General features: G+C 38.0%; 21 protein-coding genes and 2 riboswitches. Of the genes, 9 read left to right on the forward strand and 12 right to left on the reverse strand.

The genetic code is table 11. The annotated features are described in order from the left end of the window. The first annotated feature begins 10 nt into the window (after positions 1-10). Both ACAN53_RS00120 and menC read left to right on the forward strand, forming a co-directional pair. A complete protein-coding gene (locus ACAN53_RS00120; RefSeq protein ID WP_379965218.1) occupies positions 11-1,462 on the forward strand; it encodes an o-succinylbenzoate--CoA ligase in 1,452 nt (483 codons plus the stop codon). Beyond that, positions 1,459-2,559, forward strand: coding sequence for an o-succinylbenzoate synthase (gene menC / locus ACAN53_RS00125; protein ID WP_379965221.1), 1,101 nt, complete (start codon positions 1,459-1,461; stop codon positions 2,557-2,559). Before ACAN53_RS00120 ends, menC begins: the two co-directional genes overlap by 4 nt. A gap of 48 nt (positions 2,560-2,607) precedes the next feature. Here menC and cydB read toward each other — a convergent pair whose 3' ends face one another. Then, positions 2,608-3,636, reverse strand: coding sequence for a cytochrome d ubiquinol oxidase subunit II (gene cydB / locus ACAN53_RS00130; RefSeq protein ID WP_379965223.1), 1,029 nt, complete (start codon positions 3,634-3,636; stop codon positions 2,608-2,610). Further along, positions 3,626-4,969: a cytochrome ubiquinol oxidase subunit I gene (locus ACAN53_RS00135; RefSeq protein WP_379965225.1), complete on the reverse strand. Its 1,344-nt coding sequence runs from the start codon at positions 4,967-4,969 to the stop codon at positions 3,626-3,628. The genes cydB and ACAN53_RS00135 overlap by 11 nt, the downstream gene beginning before the upstream one ends. Before the next feature lie 203 nt (positions 4,970-5,172). Between ACAN53_RS00135 and ACAN53_RS00140 the strand changes: the two genes are divergently transcribed. Beyond that, positions 5,173-5,736 carry a beta-class carbonic anhydrase gene (locus ACAN53_RS00140; RefSeq protein WP_379965227.1) on the forward strand — a complete coding sequence of 188 codons (564 nt, stop codon included), beginning with the start codon at positions 5,173-5,175 and terminating at the stop codon, positions 5,734-5,736. On the opposite strand, the gene yidD is transcribed toward ACAN53_RS00140, so the two are convergent. Further along, positions 5,733-5,963 carry a membrane protein insertion efficiency factor YidD gene (gene yidD, locus ACAN53_RS00145; protein WP_379965229.1) on the reverse strand — a complete coding sequence of 77 codons (231 nt, stop codon included), beginning with the start codon at positions 5,961-5,963 and terminating at the stop codon, positions 5,733-5,735. The genes ACAN53_RS00140 and yidD overlap by 4 nt on opposite strands. A gap of 145 nt (positions 5,964-6,108) precedes the next feature. On the opposite strand from yidD, the gene ACAN53_RS00150 reads away from it, so the two are divergent. Together ACAN53_RS00150 and ytkD are read left to right on the forward strand one after the other, a co-directional pair. Continuing rightward, positions 6,109-6,582, forward strand: a complete 474-nt coding sequence (locus ACAN53_RS00150; protein WP_379965231.1) for an S-ribosylhomocysteine lyase — start codon at positions 6,109-6,111, stop codon at positions 6,580-6,582. Between the two features lie 333 nt (positions 6,583-6,915). After that, the gene (gene ytkD / locus ACAN53_RS00155; RefSeq protein WP_379965234.1) at positions 6,916-7,392 is read left to right on the forward strand and encodes an RNA deprotection pyrophosphohydrolase; all 477 of its coding nucleotides are present in this window, start codon (positions 6,916-6,918) and stop codon (positions 7,390-7,392) included. A gap of 66 nt (positions 7,393-7,458) precedes the next feature. Here the strand turns inward: ytkD and ACAN53_RS00160 are convergent, their stop codons facing one another. Genes ACAN53_RS00160 through ACAN53_RS00170 form a run of 3 tightly spaced genes read right to left on the reverse strand, consistent with a single transcriptional unit; the run spans position 7,459 to position 10,024 of the window. After that, positions 7,459-8,223: an ABC transporter permease gene (locus tag ACAN53_RS00160; protein ID WP_379970182.1), complete on the reverse strand. Its 765-nt coding sequence runs from the start codon at positions 8,221-8,223 to the stop codon at positions 7,459-7,461. A gap of 28 nt (positions 8,224-8,251) precedes the next feature. After that, positions 8,252-9,019 (reverse strand): ABC transporter ATP-binding protein, encoded by a 768-nt coding sequence (locus tag ACAN53_RS00165; protein WP_379965237.1) that lies wholly within the window; start codon positions 9,017-9,019, stop codon positions 8,252-8,254. Positions 9,020-9,031: 12 nt separating this feature from the next. Then, positions 9,032-10,024, reverse strand: coding sequence for an ABC transporter substrate-binding protein (locus ACAN53_RS00170; protein ID WP_379965239.1), 993 nt, complete (start codon positions 10,022-10,024; stop codon positions 9,032-9,034). 238 nt (positions 10,025-10,262) lie between these two features. Then, positions 10,263-10,347, forward strand: a riboswitch (cyclic di-GMP riboswitch). Between the two features lie 14 nt (positions 10,348-10,361). On the opposite strand from ACAN53_RS00170, the gene ACAN53_RS00175 reads away from it, so the two are divergent. Next, on the forward strand, positions 10,362-10,511 hold the full coding sequence (locus ACAN53_RS00175) for an anti-repressor SinI family protein (protein ID WP_379965241.1): 150 nt from the start codon (positions 10,362-10,364) through the stop codon (positions 10,509-10,511). 154 nt (positions 10,512-10,665) lie between these two features. Here ACAN53_RS00175 and pckA read toward each other — a convergent pair whose 3' ends face one another. Beyond that, positions 10,666-12,249, reverse strand: a complete 1,584-nt coding sequence (gene pckA, locus ACAN53_RS00180) for a phosphoenolpyruvate carboxykinase (ATP) (RefSeq protein WP_379965243.1) — start codon at positions 12,247-12,249, stop codon at positions 10,666-10,668. 228 nt (positions 12,250-12,477) lie between these two features. Then, positions 12,478-12,592, forward strand: a riboswitch (SAM riboswitch). 135 nt (positions 12,593-12,727) lie between these two features. On the opposite strand from pckA, the gene metK reads away from it, so the two are divergent. Further along, on the forward strand, positions 12,728-13,927 hold the full coding sequence (metK, locus tag ACAN53_RS00185; RefSeq protein ID WP_379965246.1) for a methionine adenosyltransferase: 1,200 nt from the start codon (positions 12,728-12,730) through the stop codon (positions 13,925-13,927). Positions 13,928-14,088: 161 nt separating this feature from the next. On the opposite strand, the gene ACAN53_RS00190 is transcribed toward metK, so the two are convergent. From ACAN53_RS00190 to ACAN53_RS00210, 5 genes are all read right to left on the reverse strand, one after another. Continuing rightward, the gene (locus tag ACAN53_RS00190; RefSeq protein WP_379965249.1) at positions 14,089-14,676 is read right to left on the reverse strand and encodes a PadR family transcriptional regulator; all 588 of its coding nucleotides are present in this window, start codon (positions 14,674-14,676) and stop codon (positions 14,089-14,091) included. 118 nt (positions 14,677-14,794) lie between these two features. Then, positions 14,795-16,330 carry an MDR family MFS transporter gene (locus ACAN53_RS00195; RefSeq protein WP_379965252.1) on the reverse strand — a complete coding sequence of 512 codons (1,536 nt, stop codon included), beginning with the start codon at positions 16,328-16,330 and terminating at the stop codon, positions 14,795-14,797. Positions 16,331-16,515: 185 nt separating this feature from the next. Beyond that, on the reverse strand, positions 16,516-17,658 hold the full coding sequence (locus ACAN53_RS00200; protein ID WP_379965255.1) for a glycosyltransferase family 4 protein: 1,143 nt from the start codon (positions 17,656-17,658) through the stop codon (positions 16,516-16,518). A 17-nt stretch (positions 17,659-17,675) separates the two neighbouring features. Continuing rightward, on the reverse strand, positions 17,676-18,215 hold the full coding sequence (locus ACAN53_RS00205) for a phosphatase PAP2 family protein (protein ID WP_379965258.1): 540 nt from the start codon (positions 18,213-18,215) through the stop codon (positions 17,676-17,678). 135 nt (positions 18,216-18,350) lie between these two features. Beyond that, entirely contained in the window at positions 18,351-18,869 is a 519-nt protein-coding gene (locus ACAN53_RS00210; protein ID WP_379965261.1) for a gamma carbonic anhydrase, read from the reverse strand. Positions 18,870-18,937: 68 nt separating this feature from the next. On the opposite strand from ACAN53_RS00210, the gene ACAN53_RS00215 reads away from it, so the two are divergent. Together ACAN53_RS00215 and ACAN53_RS00220 are read left to right on the forward strand one after the other, a co-directional pair. Further along, positions 18,938-19,720, forward strand: coding sequence for an alpha/beta hydrolase (locus tag ACAN53_RS00215; RefSeq protein WP_379965264.1), 783 nt, complete (start codon positions 18,938-18,940; stop codon positions 19,718-19,720). A 12-nt stretch (positions 19,721-19,732) separates the two neighbouring features. Then, a complete protein-coding gene (locus ACAN53_RS00220; RefSeq protein ID WP_379965267.1) occupies positions 19,733-20,791 on the forward strand; it encodes a tetraprenyl-beta-curcumene synthase family protein in 1,059 nt (352 codons plus the stop codon). The last annotated feature ends 50 nt before the right edge of the window (positions 20,792-20,841 follow it).

Genomic DNA, 20,841 nt, shown 5'->3' on the forward strand with positions numbered 1-20,841 from the left:
AGGGGATAGGATGAAAATGATGCCAAACTGGTTAAAGCAGCGTGCTTTTTTAACACCGGAGCGAATTGCACTCGAAGAGGGAAATCAGGTACTGACCTTTCGTGATTTAGATAAACGGGTAGCTTCTCTTGCTGAGCATCTTTCTTTCGCTGGAGTAGGCAAGGGACATCATGTTGCCGTTTTAATGAGAAACAGTATTGAAATGGTATATGTAATCCATGCACTATCATACATAGGCGCAATTGCTGTTTTACTAAATACACGGCTTTCACAGGAAGAGCTTTTTTGGCAAATAGAGAATGCTGAAGTACATCTACTTATAACAGATGACAATCAGCATATCATGGTAGATAACCATCGTATATATAAGTATACATATGAACAGCTACTTGCTTTACCTTCCGTTGCTGTTCCTTTTATGGAAGAATTTGCGGAAGAGGAAACGATGACAATCATTTACACATCAGGTACCACTGGTAATCCAAAGGGTGTGAAGCTAACCTATGGAAATCATTGGTGGAGTGCGGTTGGATCTGCCTTAAACTTAGGTCTTACAGAGAAAGATTGTTGGTTAGCTTGCTTACCGTTTTTTCATGTGGGTGGGTTATCTATTTTATTGAAAAATGTTATCTACGGCATGCGCATTGTCATCTTAAAACGGGCAGATGCAAATCAAATTAATGAGAAGTTGTTACAATGTGATATTACGATGATTTCTGTTGTTTCAAAGGTTCTTACCGATATGATTCGGTTACTCTTAAATCAAGATTATCCGAAAACCCTTCGCTGTGTATTGCTTGGGGGAGGTCCTGCACCGAAGCCGCTTCTTGAGGCTTGTGTAGAAAAGCATATTCCTGTATTTCAATCGTATGGTATGACTGAAACTGCATCGCAAATTTGTACATTATCTAGCGATTATATGCTTTTAAAGGTAGGATCAGCTGGGAAGCCTTTATTTCCTTGTCAATTTCGAATTGAAAAGGATGGAAAGACGCTGTCAGCAGGTGAAGCTGGTGAAATTGTAGTAAAAGGCCCAAATGTAACAAATGGATATTGGAAACAGGATGATGCGACGAAACAGAGTATTGTAGATGGATGGCTGCATACAGGAGATATCGGATATTCAGATGAAGAAGGATTTTTATATGTATTAGACCGCCGCAATGATTTGATAATTTCGGGCGGGGAAAACATTTATCCTGCACAAATCGAGGAGGTTCTTCTTGCTCATCCACTCGTTTTAGAGGCAGGCGTGGTGGGGATTGACGATGAAAATTGGGGACAAGTCCCAGTCGCTTTTGTAAAAGTAGAAAAGGAACTAACTGAGAAAGATCTATTAGTATTTTGCCAAGAACGGCTTGCCCGTTATAAAGTTCCCAAACACATTTACTATGTTAATGAATTACCGCGCAACGCATCCAATAAGCTATTACGCCGTGAGTTGAAGGGACTCTTACGATGAACATTCAGCGCGTGACACTCTATTACACAAATATGAACCTGGTTACTCCGTTTCAGACGAGTTACGGCTTGTACAAGGAGCGAGAAAGTATTTTAATCCAATTACATGATGAAGACGGTAGAAGCGGCTGGGGAGAGGTTGTCGCATTCTCACAGCCTTGGTATACAGAAGAAACAATTCAAACTGCATCGCATATGCTAACTGACTATTTAATTCCTGCCTTGCTTCGAACTCCGCTTGCACATCCGAGTGATGTTCAGAAACTATGGCAAGTAAAACGTAATCATATGGCGAAGGCGGGCATAGAAGGTGCTCTATGGGATTTGTATGCACAACAGACAAATCAATCGTTAAAAGGTGCACTAGGTGGTTTAAAAGAGGAGATTGAAGTTGGGGTTGTGATTGGGCTGAATTCATTGCCTGTAATGCTACGACATATTGAACAATATGCAAGAGATGGCTACAAACGATTTAAAGTAAAAATAAAACCAGACCGAGACTATGAAATTGTTTCAGGTATTCGTAAGGAATTTCCAGACATCCCTCTCATGGTAGACGCGAATTCAGCTTATACCTTAAATGACCTAAATAAGTTGAAGCGATTAGATGAATTTAGGCTGATGATGATTGAGCAGCCGCTTGGGGATCATGATTTTCTTGATCATGCTACTCTTCAACAGCAAATTGAAACGCCTATTTGCCTAGATGAAAGCATTCATACACTAGAAGATGCAAGGGTAGCCATTCGGTTAGGGAGTTGCCAAATTATTAATGTAAAACCGGGACGGGTCGGTGGGTTAACAGAAGCAATTCGTATTCATGATTTCTGCATGGAACAACATATTCCTGTTTGGTGCGGAGGAATGATTGAAACCGGAATTTCTAGAGCTCAAAATATAGCCCTCAGTACTTTGCCTAACTTTTCGATTCCAGGAGATATTTCCGCATCGGCACGTTACTGGGAAGAGGATATTATTTGTCCAGAGGTTACGGTGAAAAACGGAAAGGTAACTGTTTCAACTCTAAACGGGTTAGGCTATGAAATAAATCAAAAACGATTAGAAACCATTACGATGCATACGCGTCATTTTACATAAGAAAAGCGCATGACATCATGTCATGCGCTTTTCCTCTACTAAGGAGTATTAATGATATCCCTTTGCTGAGTTTTTAGTAATCTTTTCTTTGAAAACGGTATAGCTCCATATTTGATAACCGATAACAATTGGTACCATGATAATAGCTACAACGAACATAATTTGTAGGGTTAACTGGCTACCTGATGCATTGTATAATGTTGTACTAAATACATCATTAATGCGAGAAGGAAGCATTCTTGGGAACATTCCTGCAAAGCCTGTTGCCATAAACATAGTGATTGTTAAAGCTACGGAAGTAAAGGCTAATCCGATTTTTTTCTTTGCCACCATCCAGATAGCAAGTATGCTTAGAAGCATAGCTAGGATTGGTAGTAAATAAAGAACTGGGTATTGATTGGAATTTTCAAATAGCTTAGTTCGATTTGCAGTTGCAACGAAGAAGATAGCAAGCAAGATGGCTGAAACCATAGATGCTGGTCTTGCTATCTTATAGGACCGATCTGCCACTTCTCCTGTTGTTTTCAATATCGTCCATAGTGCACCTGAAAGAGTGAAGATTGCGACGAATAGAATACCACCAAGTAAACCATAAGGATGAAGAAGACTGAGTAATGTTCCTTCATATCCATTTTGACCAATTAATAGGCCGTAGTATAGATTCGCAAACGCTACTCCGAATAATAGGGCGATTAAAAAGCTGCCAATGGCAAATGCCCATTTAAATGTACTTTGCCATTTTGGTGATTCTTCTTTATGCATAAATTCAAGACCTGCTGCACGGAAGAAGAGTGAAAATAGTATAAGCATAAGCGGCGTATATAAGTAGCTAAACATGTTTGCATAGGTAACTGGGAAGGCCGCAAATGTTGCACCGCCTGCTGTAATTAACCAAACTTCATTACCACCCCAGAAAGGTCCAATTGATTCTTGAAGCTGATTCCGTTCCTGCCGATCCTTTGTTATGAAAGGAAACAGCATTCCTGTTCCAAGTGAATATCCATCAAGTACAAAATACACTGTCCAAATTACTCCCCAAAGACCGAACCAGATGATGGCTAACATATCATGAGACATAGTTTACATCCCCCTCTTCAGAAGCAGTAACGGCTTCAGGTCCCTTTTTTGCATATTTCAGCATTAAGTACACATCTGCTACAAGTAGTAAGGTATAGAATACAACTAAACTAACAATTGAGAATATAATTTGTGACATAGAAATTGGTGAAACGGATGCGGATGTTTTCATCAGTCCGTATACAGTCCATGGTTGACGTCCAGCTTCTGTTACCATCCATCCTAAGTTAATTGCTACGTAAGGAAGAAGAACTGACCACATCGTAAACTTTAAGAATAATCTTGAAGTTTCAAGTTTTCCTTTTCTGTATAAATAGAAGCCAAGCCATGTAAGAAGCATAAAGTATACACCAAGAACAACCATTGCACGGAAACTGTAATAAACAATGTTAACGTTTGGACGTTGATCTTGCGGGATATCTTTAAGACCAACAACTTTGCCGTTAAAGCTACTTGTATAGAAGAAGCTACCTAGACCTGGTATGCTAAGACCTTCAATATTTTTTTCGTTTTTCACATCAGGGAATTGAATGATATTGAAAGGTTGTCCAGTACCAGTATCCCAAATTGCTTCCATCGCTGCACCTTTTGCAGGCTGTACTTTCGCAGCATTTACGCCGGATTCATGACCGATAAAAGGAGTTGCTGTTGCAGCAAGAAGTCCAAAAATCAATGCGTATTTAAATGATGTTTTAAAGAATGGAACATTATTTTTACGTAATAAGTGGTAAGCACTAATCGCCATTACAAAGAAGGAACCAACGATGTATGCACTTACAACTGTATGGAAGAACATGTGCCAAGCATATGAATTAGAAATAAGTGCCCAGAAATCATTTAGTTCAGCGCGGCCATTTCGAACCACGTATCCAACCGGACGTTGCATAAATCCATCTGCTGTAATAATCCACACTGCAGATAAATTTGTTCCGATAGCTACCATCCACATGCTGAAAGCTCTGAACTTAGGGGAAATTCGATCTTTCCCGAATAACCAAATCCCCATGAAGGTAGATTCTAAGAAAAAGGCTGCGAGAGCTTCAATTGCGAGTGGAGCTCCGAAAATATCTCCCATATATTTAGAATACTCAGACCAGTTTGTACCAAATTGGAATTCCATTGTAATACCAGTGATAATACCCATTACAAAGTTAATAGTGAATAATTTCCCCCAAAAATCTGCCATCTTTCGGTACATAGGGTTAAGAGTTCGTGCATGTTGTGTTTCCATAATCGCTACGAGAATAACGAGTCCTAAAGTAAGCGGTACAAATAAGAAGTGATAAAATACAGTAACAGCAAATTGAATGCGACTTAACATAAGAACATCCATCGTCTAACTTCAACTCCTTCTTTTGTTTATCTACACTCATTTTATAGTGAAAAAGGGTGTTGAAAACGTTTTATTTGTTACAAAGTTATGTGGAAAAATCGACGGAATTATGTCTTTTACCAGAATCAGAATTATTGCTTATTTTATTTCATAGTTGACAATCATTTCTATAAGAGAGAACATGAAAATAGGAGGGATAAATAATGGCGTTGCTAGATGAAATTTTAACATTCAACAAGGGGTTTGTAGAAAGTAAGGAATATGAACTATTGAGATCGAATAAGTATCCTGAGAAGAAACTTGTTATCATATCATGTATGGATACACGTCTCGTTGAACTACTACCAAAAGCGATGAATATTCGAAATGGCGATGTGAAAATTATTAAAGTGGCAGGAGCAATAGTTTCTCATCCGTTTGGAAGTATTATGCGCAGTATTATGGTGGCAGTATATGAATTAGGTGCTGCTGAAGTATGTGTGGTTGGTCATTATGATTGTGGCATGGCAAGCATACAAGCACAAAAAACGATTCAGAAGATGAAGGACCGAGGCATTTCTGAAGATAAGATTGAAACGCTTCGCTATTCAGGTATCGACTTAAATCGCTTTCTTCGTGGCTTCTCAAGCGTGGAGGATAGCGTAAAACATAGTGTAGAAACGATTCGTAATCACCCTCTCTTACCAACTGATGTTCCAGTACACGGTATGGTGATTGATCCAAAAACAGGCAAATTAGACGTGATTATAGACGGCTACGAACATTAAGGATGCTTGTGTTTTTTCTCGGGAACAGGGTCAAATCCACCGGGATGAAACGGATGGCATTTTGAAATTCGTTTGATAGTAAGCCAGCTTCCTTTAAGTGCACCATGGACTTTAATTGCTTCCACACCATAATGGGAGCAAGTCGGGTAAAAACGACAGGATGGTGGTGTTAATGGAGATATAAAATTCTGATAAAACTGAATAATAGAAATAAGAATTTTTTTCATAGTAAAAACTCCTTTCAAATACAGTTATCATAGCACAAGTTATATTGAAAAATCATGTTTCGTTTCTTTACTATTTGTAAAAAATCTTATATCATATTATGTGTATCGGAATTGTTTAATTTTGATTTATTAAGGAGAGACCAATATGCCATCAGTAGAAAGCTTTGAATTAGACCATACCATTGTAAAAGCACCTTATGTCAGACATTGTGGTGTTCATAAAGTCGGAAGTGACGGAATTGTAAATAAATTTGATATTCGATTTTGTCAGCCGAATAAGGAAGCAATGAAGCCAGATGTTATTCATACACTGGAACATTTATTAGCATATAATTTACGAAAATATGTAGTGAAATTTGGTCACTTTGATATTATTGATATTTCTCCTATGGGGTGCCAAACTGGGTTTTATCTTGTAGTAAGCGGTACACCAACTGTTCGTGAGATTATTGACTTGCTCGAAGACACAATGCGTGATGCAGTTACTGTAACTGAAGTACCCGCAGCTAATGTTTTGCAATGTGGGCAGGCAAAACTGCATGATCTAGAGGGTGCAAAACGTCTTATGAATTACTGGTTATCACAAAATAAAGAAGAACTAGAAAAAGTATTTGGCTAATAGATGATGTTGAAAGGCTATCTTCAGCACAGTCGTATCTGTGTATGAAAGAATAGTCTTTTTTTCATTTTGAAAGAAAATATCAAAACTTGTATGTTCACCCTAAAAGTATAGGAAGGGAGATTGTGCATATTTCTCTTTCTCTAGGCAACAATGAATAGGAGTTTTATCTTATGGGACAACATGATTTGACAAGCCTGTTCGGTCAGAGTTTGCTTTTATGAGTTGTTAAAAAGGGAATAACGTTTAAACACCATTTTTCTTATTAGGCAGATGTTACAAAAATATGCTACAATTCACTGTAAGAATTCGTAATATTAGGAGCGCATTTGCATGTATACATTTAAAGATTACTACCAGAATAAAGTGGAGTTATCATTTGATGATCGTCCTTTTTCTCAAGCACCTAAGCATGTATGGGCGATATGCCGTTATAATGACAAGTGGCTGTTAACACAGCACTTGCGTCGTGGCTATGAATTTCCCGGTGGAAAAGTAGAAGAAGGTGAAACACCTGAAGAAGCTGCTGTCAGGGAGGTGCTGGAAGAAACCGGTGGAATCGTTTCACATCTTGATTATGTTGGACAATATAAAGTGTCTGGAAAAGATAAAGTAATTATTAAAAACATATATTATGCAACGATTAGTAAGCTTGTTAAGCATACACATCTGGACGAAACGAATGGACCAGTTTTGTTGGATGCGATTCCGGCCTATATTAAAGATGATCGGCGATACAGCTTTATTATGAGAGATGATGTGCTAGTTCGAAGCTTAGAGCAAGTACACAAAAGTTTTCATGTTATGTAAGAAATGGACCGTTACTCAGAAATGGTGGGAACCTTTATCTGTGACGGTCCATTTTTTATTTGAACTTTATTTAATAATCATTTTTTCAAATAATGCAACGAGAACGTACATGATAGCAGCAAATAAGCACGTGAGCAGTACGCTCATGAGCACAAGCGTGAAATTGAAAATTTGAAAGCCGTAATGAATTAAGTAACCTAAACCTTGTTTTGAAACAAGCAATTCTCCAAAAATAACTCCGACCCAAGAAAGGCCTACGTTTACTTTTAAAGTAGATATAATCGTTGGAAAGGAAGCAGGGAGAACTGCTTGCTTATACACTTGCCAACGATTGGCACCGAATGTTTGAAGAACCTTTATATAATTCGTGTCAACCTCTAAAAAGGCTGAGTAAATTACAAGAATGGTAATGATGATAGAAATCAGTACCCCCATTGCAATAGATGATGTTTCATTAGGACCAAATAGTACGATGATAATTGGTCCGAGTGCGACTTTAGGCATAGCATTGAGTACGACTAAATAAGGATCTAAAATCTTAGCTAAAATAGGAATCCACCAAAGTATGGTAGCAATAATGGTACCGAGAAGAGTTCCTAGAATAAATCCAATACAGGTTTCAAATAGTGTGGTAGATAGATGGGGCCAAAGCGTACCATCTTGTAACTTACTACTAAATAAGTGAAAAATATTAATCGGTGAACTAAATAGAAGTGGATCAATCCAATCTAGGCTGCTCGCAACTTGCCATAGATAGATGAATCCAACAAGCAAAAGTACTTGTATAAATAGGATGGTATATTTTACTGTAAGGTTCTGTTTTTTATACATGCTGTGTAATAGTTTCAAATTGAAGTGATTATCCCTCAATAGCTTCAAGCTCCTTCCAAATAGTTTGAAATAAAGGGAGGAAGGAAGGGTGAGAACGCGCCTGAAAGGGGGGTAAAGTACGTATATCCTCAGGAATTATAACCTCTTTCGCTACTCTTCCAGGTCTAGCTTGCAGTAGAATGATACGGTCACTCATCGCGATCGCTTCCTCTAAATCATGAGTAACGAGGATGGACGTTTTTTGAAATTGCTTCAGCAGGGAAAAAACGAGTTCTTCTAATTTAAGCTTTGTCTGATAATCAAGAGCGGAAAATGGTTCATCTAATAATAGTAGCTTCGGATGAGTTGCTAACGTACGGACAAGAGCCGCACGTTGACGCATTCCACCCGACAAATGATGAGGATACAAATGTTCTATGTTTTGTAATCCAACCTTGTTTAATAATTGGATAGTGTAACGTTTATTTTCTTCATTATAGGTATTCGTGATGCGAAGTCCAGTTACAACATTTTCTTGTATTGTTTTCCAAGGAAATAAGTAGTCTTGCTGTAACATGTAGCCGATTTTGGATGATGGTTTTGTAATAATTTCCTCTTCAAGTGTTACAGTACCGCTTAATGGTACTAGTAATCCAGAAATTAAAGAAAGTAATGTCGTTTTCCCGCATCCGCTTGCTCCAAGAAGCGAAACAAATTCTCCTTCTTGGATAGATAAACTTATATTAGCTAGCACAAGACTTGCTTCATCTTTAGTAAAGTACCCATGGTAAAGCTGGTCAATGGATAAAAAGCTCATTATGCATTTCCCCTATTTTCTTATCACTTTTTCAGCAATCGCTGGATCAACTAAGCTTTGATAGTCGACCTTATTTGGCAATTGCCCAGCTTCTTTCATAATTTTTTGAAGGTTATTCCACTCTGCTTCATCTAAAAGTGGATTAGTTGCAAATGATTGCTGATCCTTATATCGTTGTATGACTTTTGTAATAATCTCCTTTGGTGTATCGGGAAATTGTGATTGTACTGTATTTGTAATTTCTTCTGAAGTATGAGTGTCTACCCATTGTTGTCCTCTATATAAGGCTTGTGTAAATTTTTCTATCGTTGCTTTATGGCTAACTATATAACTTTTCTTTGTCATAAAGGATGTATAGGGAACATTTCCAGATTCTGCACCAAATGAAGCGACAATATACCCTTTTCCGGACTGCTCAAAAATACTAGCTGTTGGTTCAAATAATTGAACGTAATCACCTGTTCCAGAAGCAAAGGCGTTAGCAATATTCGCAAAGTCAATGTTTTGTATGAGAGTAAGATCCTTTTGTGGATTTAGATTATGATTTTTCAGAACAAATTCTCCTACCATTTGCGGCATACCACCTTGGCGTTGCCCAAGAAACGTCTTGCCCTTTAAATCACTCCAATGGAATGTATCTGTTTTAGAACGAGCCACAAGAAATGTCCCATCTGTTTGGGTTAGCTGGGCAAAGTTAATAACAGGATCCTTTGCTCCTTGATTGTATACATAAATGGATGTCTCTGAACCAACGAGTCCGATATCTATACCATTTGAAAGAATGGCAGTCATTGTCTTATCACCGCCAGCAGTCATTTGTAGTTCTAAATCAATTCCTTCTTCTCGGAAATAGCCATTATTTATGGCTACATATAGGGGAGTATAAAATAAGGAATGGGTGACCTCGCCGACACGAATCTTTTCATTGACTGACTTTTGATTGCAAGCTGCTAAGGTACTCAAACAAAGTAGCATAATTAAAAATAGAAAGAGAAGCTTTCGCAATGCTGTGCACCTCCTAGATAGAATCTACTGTTACTGTATGAACTGAAGCAAAATTGTGTGAATGCCTATAAAAAAAAGTGTGATTAAAATGTTTCATCCCGCTATTTAGTAAAGTGCATCGTTTGTTTATCGAATATTGTCAAAATGTTTTTTTAAATATTTTTATAATATAAGTCGACTATTAAATGATAATCATGATAAAATAGGGTTGTGAAATATCACAATTAAAATTATGAAAAGTTGATAAAGGCAAACCTGTTGAAAAATGGGGACGCAAAGTCACAGATCTAAGGTAGGAATACTACGATGGCTGGTCTGCCGCTTACGGAGGTAGCTAATGTTGATGAGTCAATCAAGAATGATTGGGGAAGAGACGCACGGAGCCTATCTTGACATGGAGTGGTTAGCATTGATTATGGAGGCAAAAAGTTTAGGGTTAAGCTTTGAAGAAGTGAATGAATTTCTACAAGTAGCGTCTACTAAGTAACGCAGTGTAGGATAGTAGATAAAACAACTACGAAAAGCATCTCTAGCTAGAAGCACGGTTACATGCTATAAATGTTGAGCAGTCATTTGACTGCTCTTTTTTTTTGAAAAAAAAACACCGTCTACAGTAATTCTGTAGACGGTGTTTTTAGTTATTAGAAAGGACCGCCTGCTGAAATGATGTCTTCAGAAACATTAGCAAATTTCTTGAAGTTTTCTTTGAATTTGCCTGCAAGTTCCAAAGCAGTTTTCTTATATTCTTCTTTGTTAGCCCATGTCTTTTCTGGTATTAATACTTCATCAGGAACACCAGGTACATGAAGTGGAATTTCAAGTCCGAAAATGCTATCTTTGTTTGTTTCCACATTAGCTAGTTCACCGTTAAGTGCTGCTTGAACCATTGCACGAGTATATTTAAGATTCATACGTTTTCCTACACCGTATACTCCGCCAGTCCATCCTGTGTTTACTAAGAATACTTCGGCATTATGTTTTTCAATTTTTTCTCCAAGTAGTTCAGCATAACGAGAAGCTGGAAGCGGTAAGAAAGGAGATCCAAAGCATGTTGAGAATGTTGCTTGTGGAGAAGTAACTCCACGTTCTGTACCAGCAAGTTTGCTTGTATATCCGCTTAAGAAGTGGTACATTGCTTGTTCTTTAGAAAGTTTGCTGATTGGAGGCAATACGCCAGATGCATCAGCTGTTAAGAAAATAATTGTATTCGGATGACCTGCAACACTTGGTAAGACAATATTATCAATTGCTTCCATTGGATAAGCAACACGAGTATTTTCTGTCAATGATACATTATCATAATCTGGCACGCGAGAATGTTCATCAAGAACAACGTTTTCTAAAACAGTACCAAATGTGATAGCATCGTAGATTTGAGGTTCTTTTTCACGTGATAAATTGACAACTTTTGCATAGCAACCGCCTTCGATGTTAAATACACCATTATCAGACCAGCCGTGTTCATCATCCCCAATAAGTTTACGGTTTGCATCAGCTGATAAAGTTGTTTTTCCTGTTCCAGAAAGACCGAAGAATAAAGCAACGTCGCCTTCTTGACCAACATTAGAAGAGCAGTGCATAGAGAAGATGTCTTGTTCAGGTAGTAAGAAGTTCATAATAGAGAAGATACCTTTTTTCATTTCGCCTGCATATTCAGTTCCTCCGATTAGAACGATACGTTTTTCAAAGGAAGTGATAATGAATGTTTCTGAATTTGTTCCATCCACGCTTGGATCAGCTTTAAAATTAGGCGCTGAAACAATTGTAAATTCAGATTGATGATTTACTAATTCTTCTTCAGTAGGACGAATAAATAATTGCTCTGCAAATAGATTATGCCATGCATATTCATTGATAACTTGGATTGGCATTTGATATGCTTTATCTGCTCCAGCGAAACCGTTAAATACGAATATTTCATCTTTGTTTTTTAAGTATTCTAACACTTTAGTATATAGCTTATCGAAAGTTTCTGATGAAATTGGTTGGTTAACTGAACCCCAGTCAACTTTGCCTTCCGTAATATCATCTTTAACGATAAATTTATCTTTAGGAGAACGTCCTGTGTATTTTCCCGTCGCAACAGAAACAGCGCCTGCAGAAGATAAAACACCTTCTTTTTTCACTAGTACTTTTTCAACTAATTGCGGAACGCTTAGTTGAACTTGTGCATTGCTTCCATTGACTAATTCTTGTAATTCAGTTTGGATATTCACAGTACTCATATACCTACCATCCTTTATGTGATTTATGAAATATGCTCCCTTTTTCTACAAAGAGTATAACATATTAAAATAAATAATGTATACTATATATTGAAATTTGTTTCTGCCTTTATTAGGTTATTCTATCCTTACTTTATTCGACAAAATTAGTGAATATCATTCAATAAAATATGAAATTTTATTGACAATATACGCATATTTCTTTAGTATAATGTTTGGACGGATACTCTCTTATCCTGAGCTGGCGGAGGGACAGGCCCCATGAAGCCCAGCAACCTCACTCTCAAAGTGAAAAGGTGCTTAACCTGATGCAAGGCTCGTAATCAGCCTTGAACGATAAGAGTGAAAGGCAAACATGAGTAAATTTTAACCTTTCCTCGAGGGGAAAGGTTTTTTTATTTTTAAAATTGGGTATTGTAAGTAAGCCACGTATTCTGTAGAGATGAGTTCCGTACATAATAGAAAAGGGGGGTTACTAATGAGTAAGAAACGTCGTCTATTTACTTCTGAGTCTGTTACTGAAGGACATCCAGATAAAATTTGTGACCAAATATCTGATAGCATTTTAGATGCAATTCTAGAGAAAGATCCGAATGCGCGCGTAGCTTGTGAAACATCAGTAACAACTGGTTTAGTGTTGGTTGCAGGAGAGATTACAACTTCTACCTATGTAGACATCCCAAAAATTGTTCGTGATACAATTCGTGATATCGGTTATAATCGTGCGAAATATGGATTTGATGCAGAAACTTGTGCTGTACTTACTTCTATAGATGAACAATCCGCTGATATTGCAATGGGAGTCAATCAAGCATTAGAAGCTCGAGAAGGAACGATGACAGATGCGGAAATTGAAGCAATCGGGGCTGGCGATCAAGGATTAATGTTCGGATACGCTTGTAATGAAACAAAAGAATTGATGCCTCTTCCAATTGCTCTTGCACATAAATTATCTCATCGTCTAGCAGAAGTTCGTAAGGATCAAACAGTTCCATACTTACGACCAGATGGTAAGACGCAAGTAACGGTAGAATATGATGAAAATAACCATCCTGTACGAATTGATACCATCGTCATTTCAACTCAGCATCATCCAGAAATTACACAGGAACAAATTCAACAGGATGTGAAAGAATTGGTCATTAAACCAATCGTGCCGGCTCATTTAATTGATGAAAAGACAAAGTACTTCATCAATCCGACGGGTCGTTTTGTAATTGGTGGACCGCAAGGAGATGCCGGTTTAACAGGACGCAAAATTATTGTAGATACGTACGGTGGATATGCACGTCATGGCGGCGGTGCATTCTCTGGTAAAGATCCAACAAAAGTAGACCGTTCAGCAGCCTATGCAGCACGTTATGTTGCAAAAAATATTGTGGCTGCAGGTCTTGCTGATAAGGCAGAAGTTCAGTTTGCCTATGCAATTGGCGTTGCACAGCCAGTATCCATTTCAGTCGATACGTTTGGAACGGGTAAAGTATCTGAAGAATTGTTAGTGGATTTAATTCGCACTAACTTTGATCTTCGTCCAGCTGGAATCATTAAAATGCTTGATCTTCGTCGCCCAATATACAAGCAAACGGCTGCTTATGGTCATTTTGGTCGTACTGATGTTGTTCTTCCTTGGGAACAAACGGATAAAGCAGTAGATTTAAAGAAGCAAGCAGGTCTATAAAGTGAAACGTCCCTAAAGGGATTATATAAAAAATAAGGGGACCCGAAAGGAATGATTATTTCCTTTCGGGTTCCCTTATTTCATATGACTATCATTCTAGATAACTTGTACTTTAAGCCGTAGTATTTTCAAGATAGGATAGGGCCCTTCTTCTAGCAGTGTTAATCGTCCATAAAACCATCAGTTAGTTTCATAAGAATATCGGTCCCTTTTGATGCTAACCCATTTATTTTTGTATCTTCAATCAAATGCTCCAAGATGTGTAAATCAGTTTGCAAATGCATAATGACACTTACAATGATGTAAACGGTCGCCATATGTTCTTTTTTATATTTCGATTTATATACGTTTTGCATAATGCGCAAGGATTGCTTAGTTTGTTCAAGCTTAACTTCTAATTGCGTTATGATTTCATTCGGATCACCATGAACAGCAAATAAAAGAGCTTCATATAAGGGTAAAGGAGCTTCATCTCGTTTTGTTATTTGCTCAGAAAGTAGCTTTTCAAATTCTAACTGACCTTCAGATGTAATTGTATAAATGGTTCTGCCTACGCGATGCTCATCTTGAATAGTGTTTTTTACTTCAATAAAATGATGCTTTTCTAGTTGTTCAAACGCGTAATAAAGTGACCCTTTTGTAATTTTCATATAATACTTCATATGAGTTGTTGTAAGAAGCTGCTGAACTTCATAAGGATGACGATCTTTTTCCATAAGAAGCCCAAGCACAACAAGCTTGACATTCAAGGCTTTTCCCTCCTACTTACGGATCGTACAAGCCAGGAAAACTTTTAAATTCAACTTAAAACCTCTCTACGTGGGAAAGATGAGATCTCTCACGTAAAGGGAATCTGCCTTTCAATTTTTATTGTTCAGTGGCTTGTGCATCTCTATTTTTATCCTTACTTGGAACTGTAACGCGGGCATTTCCCATCAATATAATGGTTATGAATGCTGCAGCAATTGCAAGCAGTGCTAGTGCAAATACATAGGAAATGGATGAAGACATTGCTGCAACAATTTTATCTAGAATAGGAGTAGGAATTTTACTTCGCATACTCGCTTCAAAAATCGAACGTGTATCCCCAATAGAAGCCAATGGGTTTCCGGCCCCCATACCTTGAAATGCTGTCTTTAAATTAGATGAAAATACATTACTTTGAATGGATCCAAAAATCGTAACCCCGATCGTCATGCCTAACGAACGGAAAAAGGCGTTCGTTGAGTTTGCTGAACCACGAAATTGTGGTTCAATATTATGGACAGAAGAGGTTGGAAGCAAGGAAAAAGAAAACCCTACGCCAAATCCTGTTATTGTCATATACACAGTTAATAGTGTGCGTGCCGTTTGTGGTGTAATTGTACTAAGTAAGTACATACCAGTAAAGAAGGATATAACAGAAAGTAGCATTAAATTTCGATAGCTAGTTTTGGTCAGAAAGATCCCTGCTATCGCACTCCCTACTACAGACCCAATCATCATTGGTGTGAGAACGAGTCCGGCATTTGTAGCAGAGCCGCCGTATACAGCTTGAACAAAAATCGGAATAAATACTGTTAAAATGATGAAGGTTGCACCGTATAAGAATGCAATAATTTGAGACGTGGCAAAGATACGTCGTTTAAACATCCAAAATGAAATAATCGGATCTTTTGCTTTTGTTTCCGTAATAAGAAAGATGACAAAGAATAAAGCAAATGATGCGAAAAGTGCTATGATTTGCGTAGAATCCCATGCGTATTTATTTCCACCTAGCTCAATGGCAAACATTAAGCTGACAACTGATATAACTAGCGTGGCCGCTCCTGTCCAGTCAATTTTTTGTTCTTTAGGAGGAGTCGTTTCTTTATAAGCACGTAAAATAAAGAATAGGGAAAGGACTCCGATTGGGACGTTAATATAGAATACCCAATGCCAGCTAAAATGTTCCGTAATGTATGCACCTAGTAACGGTCCGAATACGCTAGCTGAACCGAATACAGCACCTAAAAGTCCTGTCATTTTGCCACGTTGTTCAACAGGAAAAATATCAAATACAATAGTAAATGCTATCGGAAGTAAAGCTCCGCCGCCAATCCCTTGAATCGCTCGGTATATGCTAAGCTGTGTAATACTTTGGGCTGTTCCGCACAGCGCAGATCCGATTAAGAAAAGAAGAAGACCAAATACGAAAAAACGTTTACGACCATACATATCGGATAATTTTCCGAAAATTGGCATACCAGCCATAACCGTAACCATATATGCAGATGTAACCCAAACGAATTGATCCAGGCCACCTAAATCAGATACAATGGTTCCTATTGCAGTGGCTACAATTGTATTATCCATTGCCGCCATTAAGATACCTAATAATAAACCCGCAATAACGAGCCGAAGATTACTTTCTTTTGAAACCATATGTTTGTCTCCTTTTATAGCTTAATAAATAGTCTAATTAGACTATATACGTATTATAGTTTAATTAGACTATTTATCCTAATTTTTTATTATGCCCTGCAACGAAAAAAATTGGACCGGAAAACAGATGGTTACTTCTGCTTTTCGGTCCAATATCATTGTTATATAGAATCGTATGGTGAAAATTAGGCTAGTAATTCTGCAACAGGAACACGAATGGTATCTTCATAATGACCAAGAAGATTTTCAAAGATGCTATCCCAACTTTGCGTAAGTGCATATTCTCTTGCGGCTATACTCATATGTTTGCGCTTTGCATCATTGTCTAACAAAGAGAGGATGGCGCCTGAGAATTCATCTACTTGTTTGGGGGTACATAGATAACCAGTTTTATTCTCAGAAATAATATTTTTTACACCACCAGCATTTGCTCCTACAACGGGTGTTCCGCAAGCAAGGGATTCTAGCACTACATTTCCGAATGTTTCCGTAGGGGATGGAAATACCATTGCATCTGAAGAGGCATACACTTGTGCTAATTGATCTCCTTTTAAATAACCTGTAAATGTTACCTGTTTCTTAAATTCTTCTTTTAATTCTGCTGCCATTGGACCATCTCCAACGATGAGCCAATGCACTTGATCTCCGCGCTTTTCGATGATGTCCTTCATCACTTTTCGCAGTGTTTCAATATCTTTTTCTGGTGCAATTCGTCCTACGTAAGAAAGGATATGTGGTGCTGAAATATGATACGTTTCACGAATGGTTTGCTCTGCATAATTGGGATGAAATAAATTACAATCAACTCCGCGACTCCAAATGTGAAGATCGCGAAATCCTTTCTTCTTCAATTGTTTTAGTGTTTCATAAGAAGGAACGAATGTTTTTTGAAGGGAACTATGGAACCATCGTAAGTAATTCCATAACATAGTAGATAGGAATTCCATTTTATAGTATTGCAAATATGCATCAAAGTCGGTATGGTAGGATCCTACTAATGGAATATTTAATTTTTTTGCATAGTACATACCGAATAGTCCCATATTAAACGGAGTTGCTACGTGGATAATATCTGGTTGGAATTCAAGTAATTCTTTTCGTAAATAAACAGGATTTGGAATAGCTAGACGACATTCTGGATAAATTGCTAAAGGGATACTTTTAATTTTCTTCACATTCACCATTACGTTTTCTTCCATGGTATTTTGCGGAGCAAACACGTAATATTCAATGCCTTCACGTTTCAAGTATTTTGTAAAGCGATCCAACGTTTTCGCAACTCCATTTACTTGAGGTGCAAATGTATCCGTAAAGATTGCAATTTTCATCCATAAACCCTCCATCTTCAAAAAAATAGTGATAATTGAAAGTAAGAAATAATACCAGTAAGACTTCCAAGGCATAAGCCTGCAAGAACATCAGAAGGATAATGAAGACCAAGATATATACGTGAAATACCTACGCTAAGTGCAATTGGAGCAAGAATGAAAATGAGTACTGGCATACATAAAATGAAAGGTATAACTACTGAAACTATTGCGGTTGTATGCCCTGATGGGAAAGAATGGTCTTGTAAAGGGTTAATTGGATATTTTGTACCGTCTACGCTTAAATAAGGTCGTTTTCTTGGGTATAGCTTTTTCAAGAGCTGTACAGGAATATGACTAATGGTAAGCGAAATAGCACTGGCAATGGCTGCTTGATGTAAGCTTCCTCTTGAAAATAGAAGAAGTACGAGAACGGCAGAAATTGCAAATGTAGCCCCGCCCATATGAGTAACGGTGCGGAAATAACGGTTTAACGCTTTTTTTTCAAAATAGCGATTAATCCCCTTAAAAATATGACATTCTATCTCATATAAGGCGCTGATTGATTTTGACATCATCGAACAGTACCTCCTTACTAAAATTATATTTGGAATTCTCTTACCATTTTAATAAGAATATATTGAGTAAGTAATAAGAAAATGTAAATACAAGTCTAAAGATATGTAAAAAAAACAGCAAGCAGAGCAGATGCTTTACTTGCTGTTTTGTAGTCCTTTATAAAATTGTCCCTTTTCGACGTATTCGCGGCGAATTCGTGCCATATCTTGTTTGTCTGCCTCTGTTAATTCACGTATGACTTTAGCAGGACGACCAAATGCAAGTGAGTTAGGGGGGATAATTTTTCCTTGCGGCACGAGACTGCCAGCACCGATAAAGGCACCCTCACCAATGTCTGCACCATCTAAAATAATCGACCCCATTCCGATTAAAGCATCTTTTCGAATTGTGCAGCTATGTAGTATAACCTGATGTCCAACTGTCACATCGTCTTCTAACAGAAGTGGATATTTCGGACTTTGATGGAGTGTACATTGATCTTGCACATTTACGCGATTCCCAATAATGGTTGGGGATACATCTCCGCGAATAACGGTATTAAACCAAATGCTCGCTTCTTCTCCGATAGTTACATCGCCTGTTATTGTAACATAATCAGCAATGAAAGCGCTTTTTGCAATATTCGGAGTTTTGTCTTTAAAGGGATAAATCATGACAGAATACCACCTTTCTTTTCAATTATTCATAGTGTAGCATACAGAAGTAAAAAGGGGGAGTTATCATGTGGAAATGGGAAGCTGACGAACCGAAGGCAGTGGTTGTTATCATTCACGGTGCGATGGAGCATCATGGGCGGTATCGGCCACTTGCTGATATGTGGCGAGAGAATGGGTTTCATGTTGTGTTAGGGGATTTACCAGGGCATGGAACTACTTCGAGATCTCGCGGGCATATTACCAGCTTTGATGACTATATAATGGAAGTTTCCAGGTGGATCAAAGAAGCAAAATCTTATCAACTCCCCCTTTTTTTATTGGGACATAGCATGGGTGGATTAATTGCGATTCGTATGATGCAAGAAAATAAAGTAGATGTCAATGGTGTGATTCTAAGCTCTCCGTGCCTTGGTATCGTGGCAAAGCCACCAGCTTATTTGCGAGCCATGTCAAGGGTGATGAATGTGGTGTATCCAAGTTTACTCGTACCGTCGAATTTGACGGTTGAGATGGCAACACGAAACAAGGATATTCGCGATGCAATGGAGAATGATTCCTTATATTTACGAAAAGTATCCGTAAGATGGTATAATGAACTGTTAAGAGGCATGAAGGAAGCTAACGAGAAACAAGAAAAATTTCCGAATGTACCACTTTTGCTCATGCAAGCATGTGAAGATAAAATAGTTGATAAAACCATCGTTCGAACTTGGTTTAATGAGTTGGAAATTGATGATAAAGCCTATAAAGAGTGGGAAAATTGCTATCATGAGTTGTTTAATGAATACGAGAGAGAGGAAGTATTTACACACGCATTTCATTTTGCACAAGCTCATTTAGCGAAGTAGAGGTGGTAAGTAATGAATGTACCGAATAACCCCATCACTTTGATGGCACAGGTGTATAAAGAGGTTATGCCAGTAGTACACGAGAAACTTGCTTATTGGACTACAAGAGCAACCGAAATTCCGAATATAGAACTACGAAAGCAAGCTCTAGGCAGCATAGCGGCGAAAACGTTTCATTGTGAGGGCGGAGGAATATTAGCCTTGCTAGCGGGAGAAAACCGTAATGAGTGTATCTCTTTTGTTGTTGCCTATCAAACGATAAGTGATTACCTTGATAATTTATGTGACAGAAGTACCTCCCTTGATCCGCTTGATTTTGAAGCAATGCATGAATCGATGCTCCATGCCTTAACGCCATCTCAGCCTCTTGTGAATTACTATCGCTACCGAGAAGATCAAGACGATGGCGGCTACTTACATGAATTGGTGCAGACGTGTCAAATTATTTTACAAAAATCGCATCACTACTCGAAAATTGCCCCAACCCTTCATGAGCTTGCAGGTTATTATTGCGATTTGCAAGTTCATAAGCATGTGAAAGTAGAGGAACGTGAAGGACGGTTACAAAATTGGTTTCATGCTTACGAAGACGAGCTTCCTGCAATGGAATGGTTTGAATTTTCTGCATGTGCAGGCAGTACGCTTGGCATCTTTTGTCTCGTATCTTATTCGTTCCATGAGAAATTAAGTGAGGAACATATTTTGAAAATAAAACAAGGCTACTTTCCTTACGTACAAGGCTTACATATTTTATTGGATTATTTTATAGACCAGGAGGAAGATCGAATCGAGGGCGATTTGAATTTTTGTAGCTACTATGAAAATAAGGAACAGACCTTGAAACGATTTCAGCATTTTGTACGTGAAAGTGATGCGCACGTGCGCGGTTTGCCTGATGCGAAGTTTCATCAGCTTCTTAGTCGGGGGTTACTTGGCGTTTATATGTCTGATCAAAAGATACATGAGCAAAAAGAAATAAAAAAAATGGCGAAGAAAATTGTGAAGTTCGGAGGCTTAACGTCTTATTTTTTCTATATAAATGGGAAAATGTATCGGAAAAGAGCGCAATAATGTACTGCAAAAGTAGCCTAACGACTAGGACTCTAGTCGTTAGGCTATTT

The organism is Ectobacillus soli (assembly GCF_042610425.1).
Taxonomy (GTDB): Bacteria; Bacillota; Bacilli; order Bacillales; family Bacillaceae_G; genus Ectobacillus.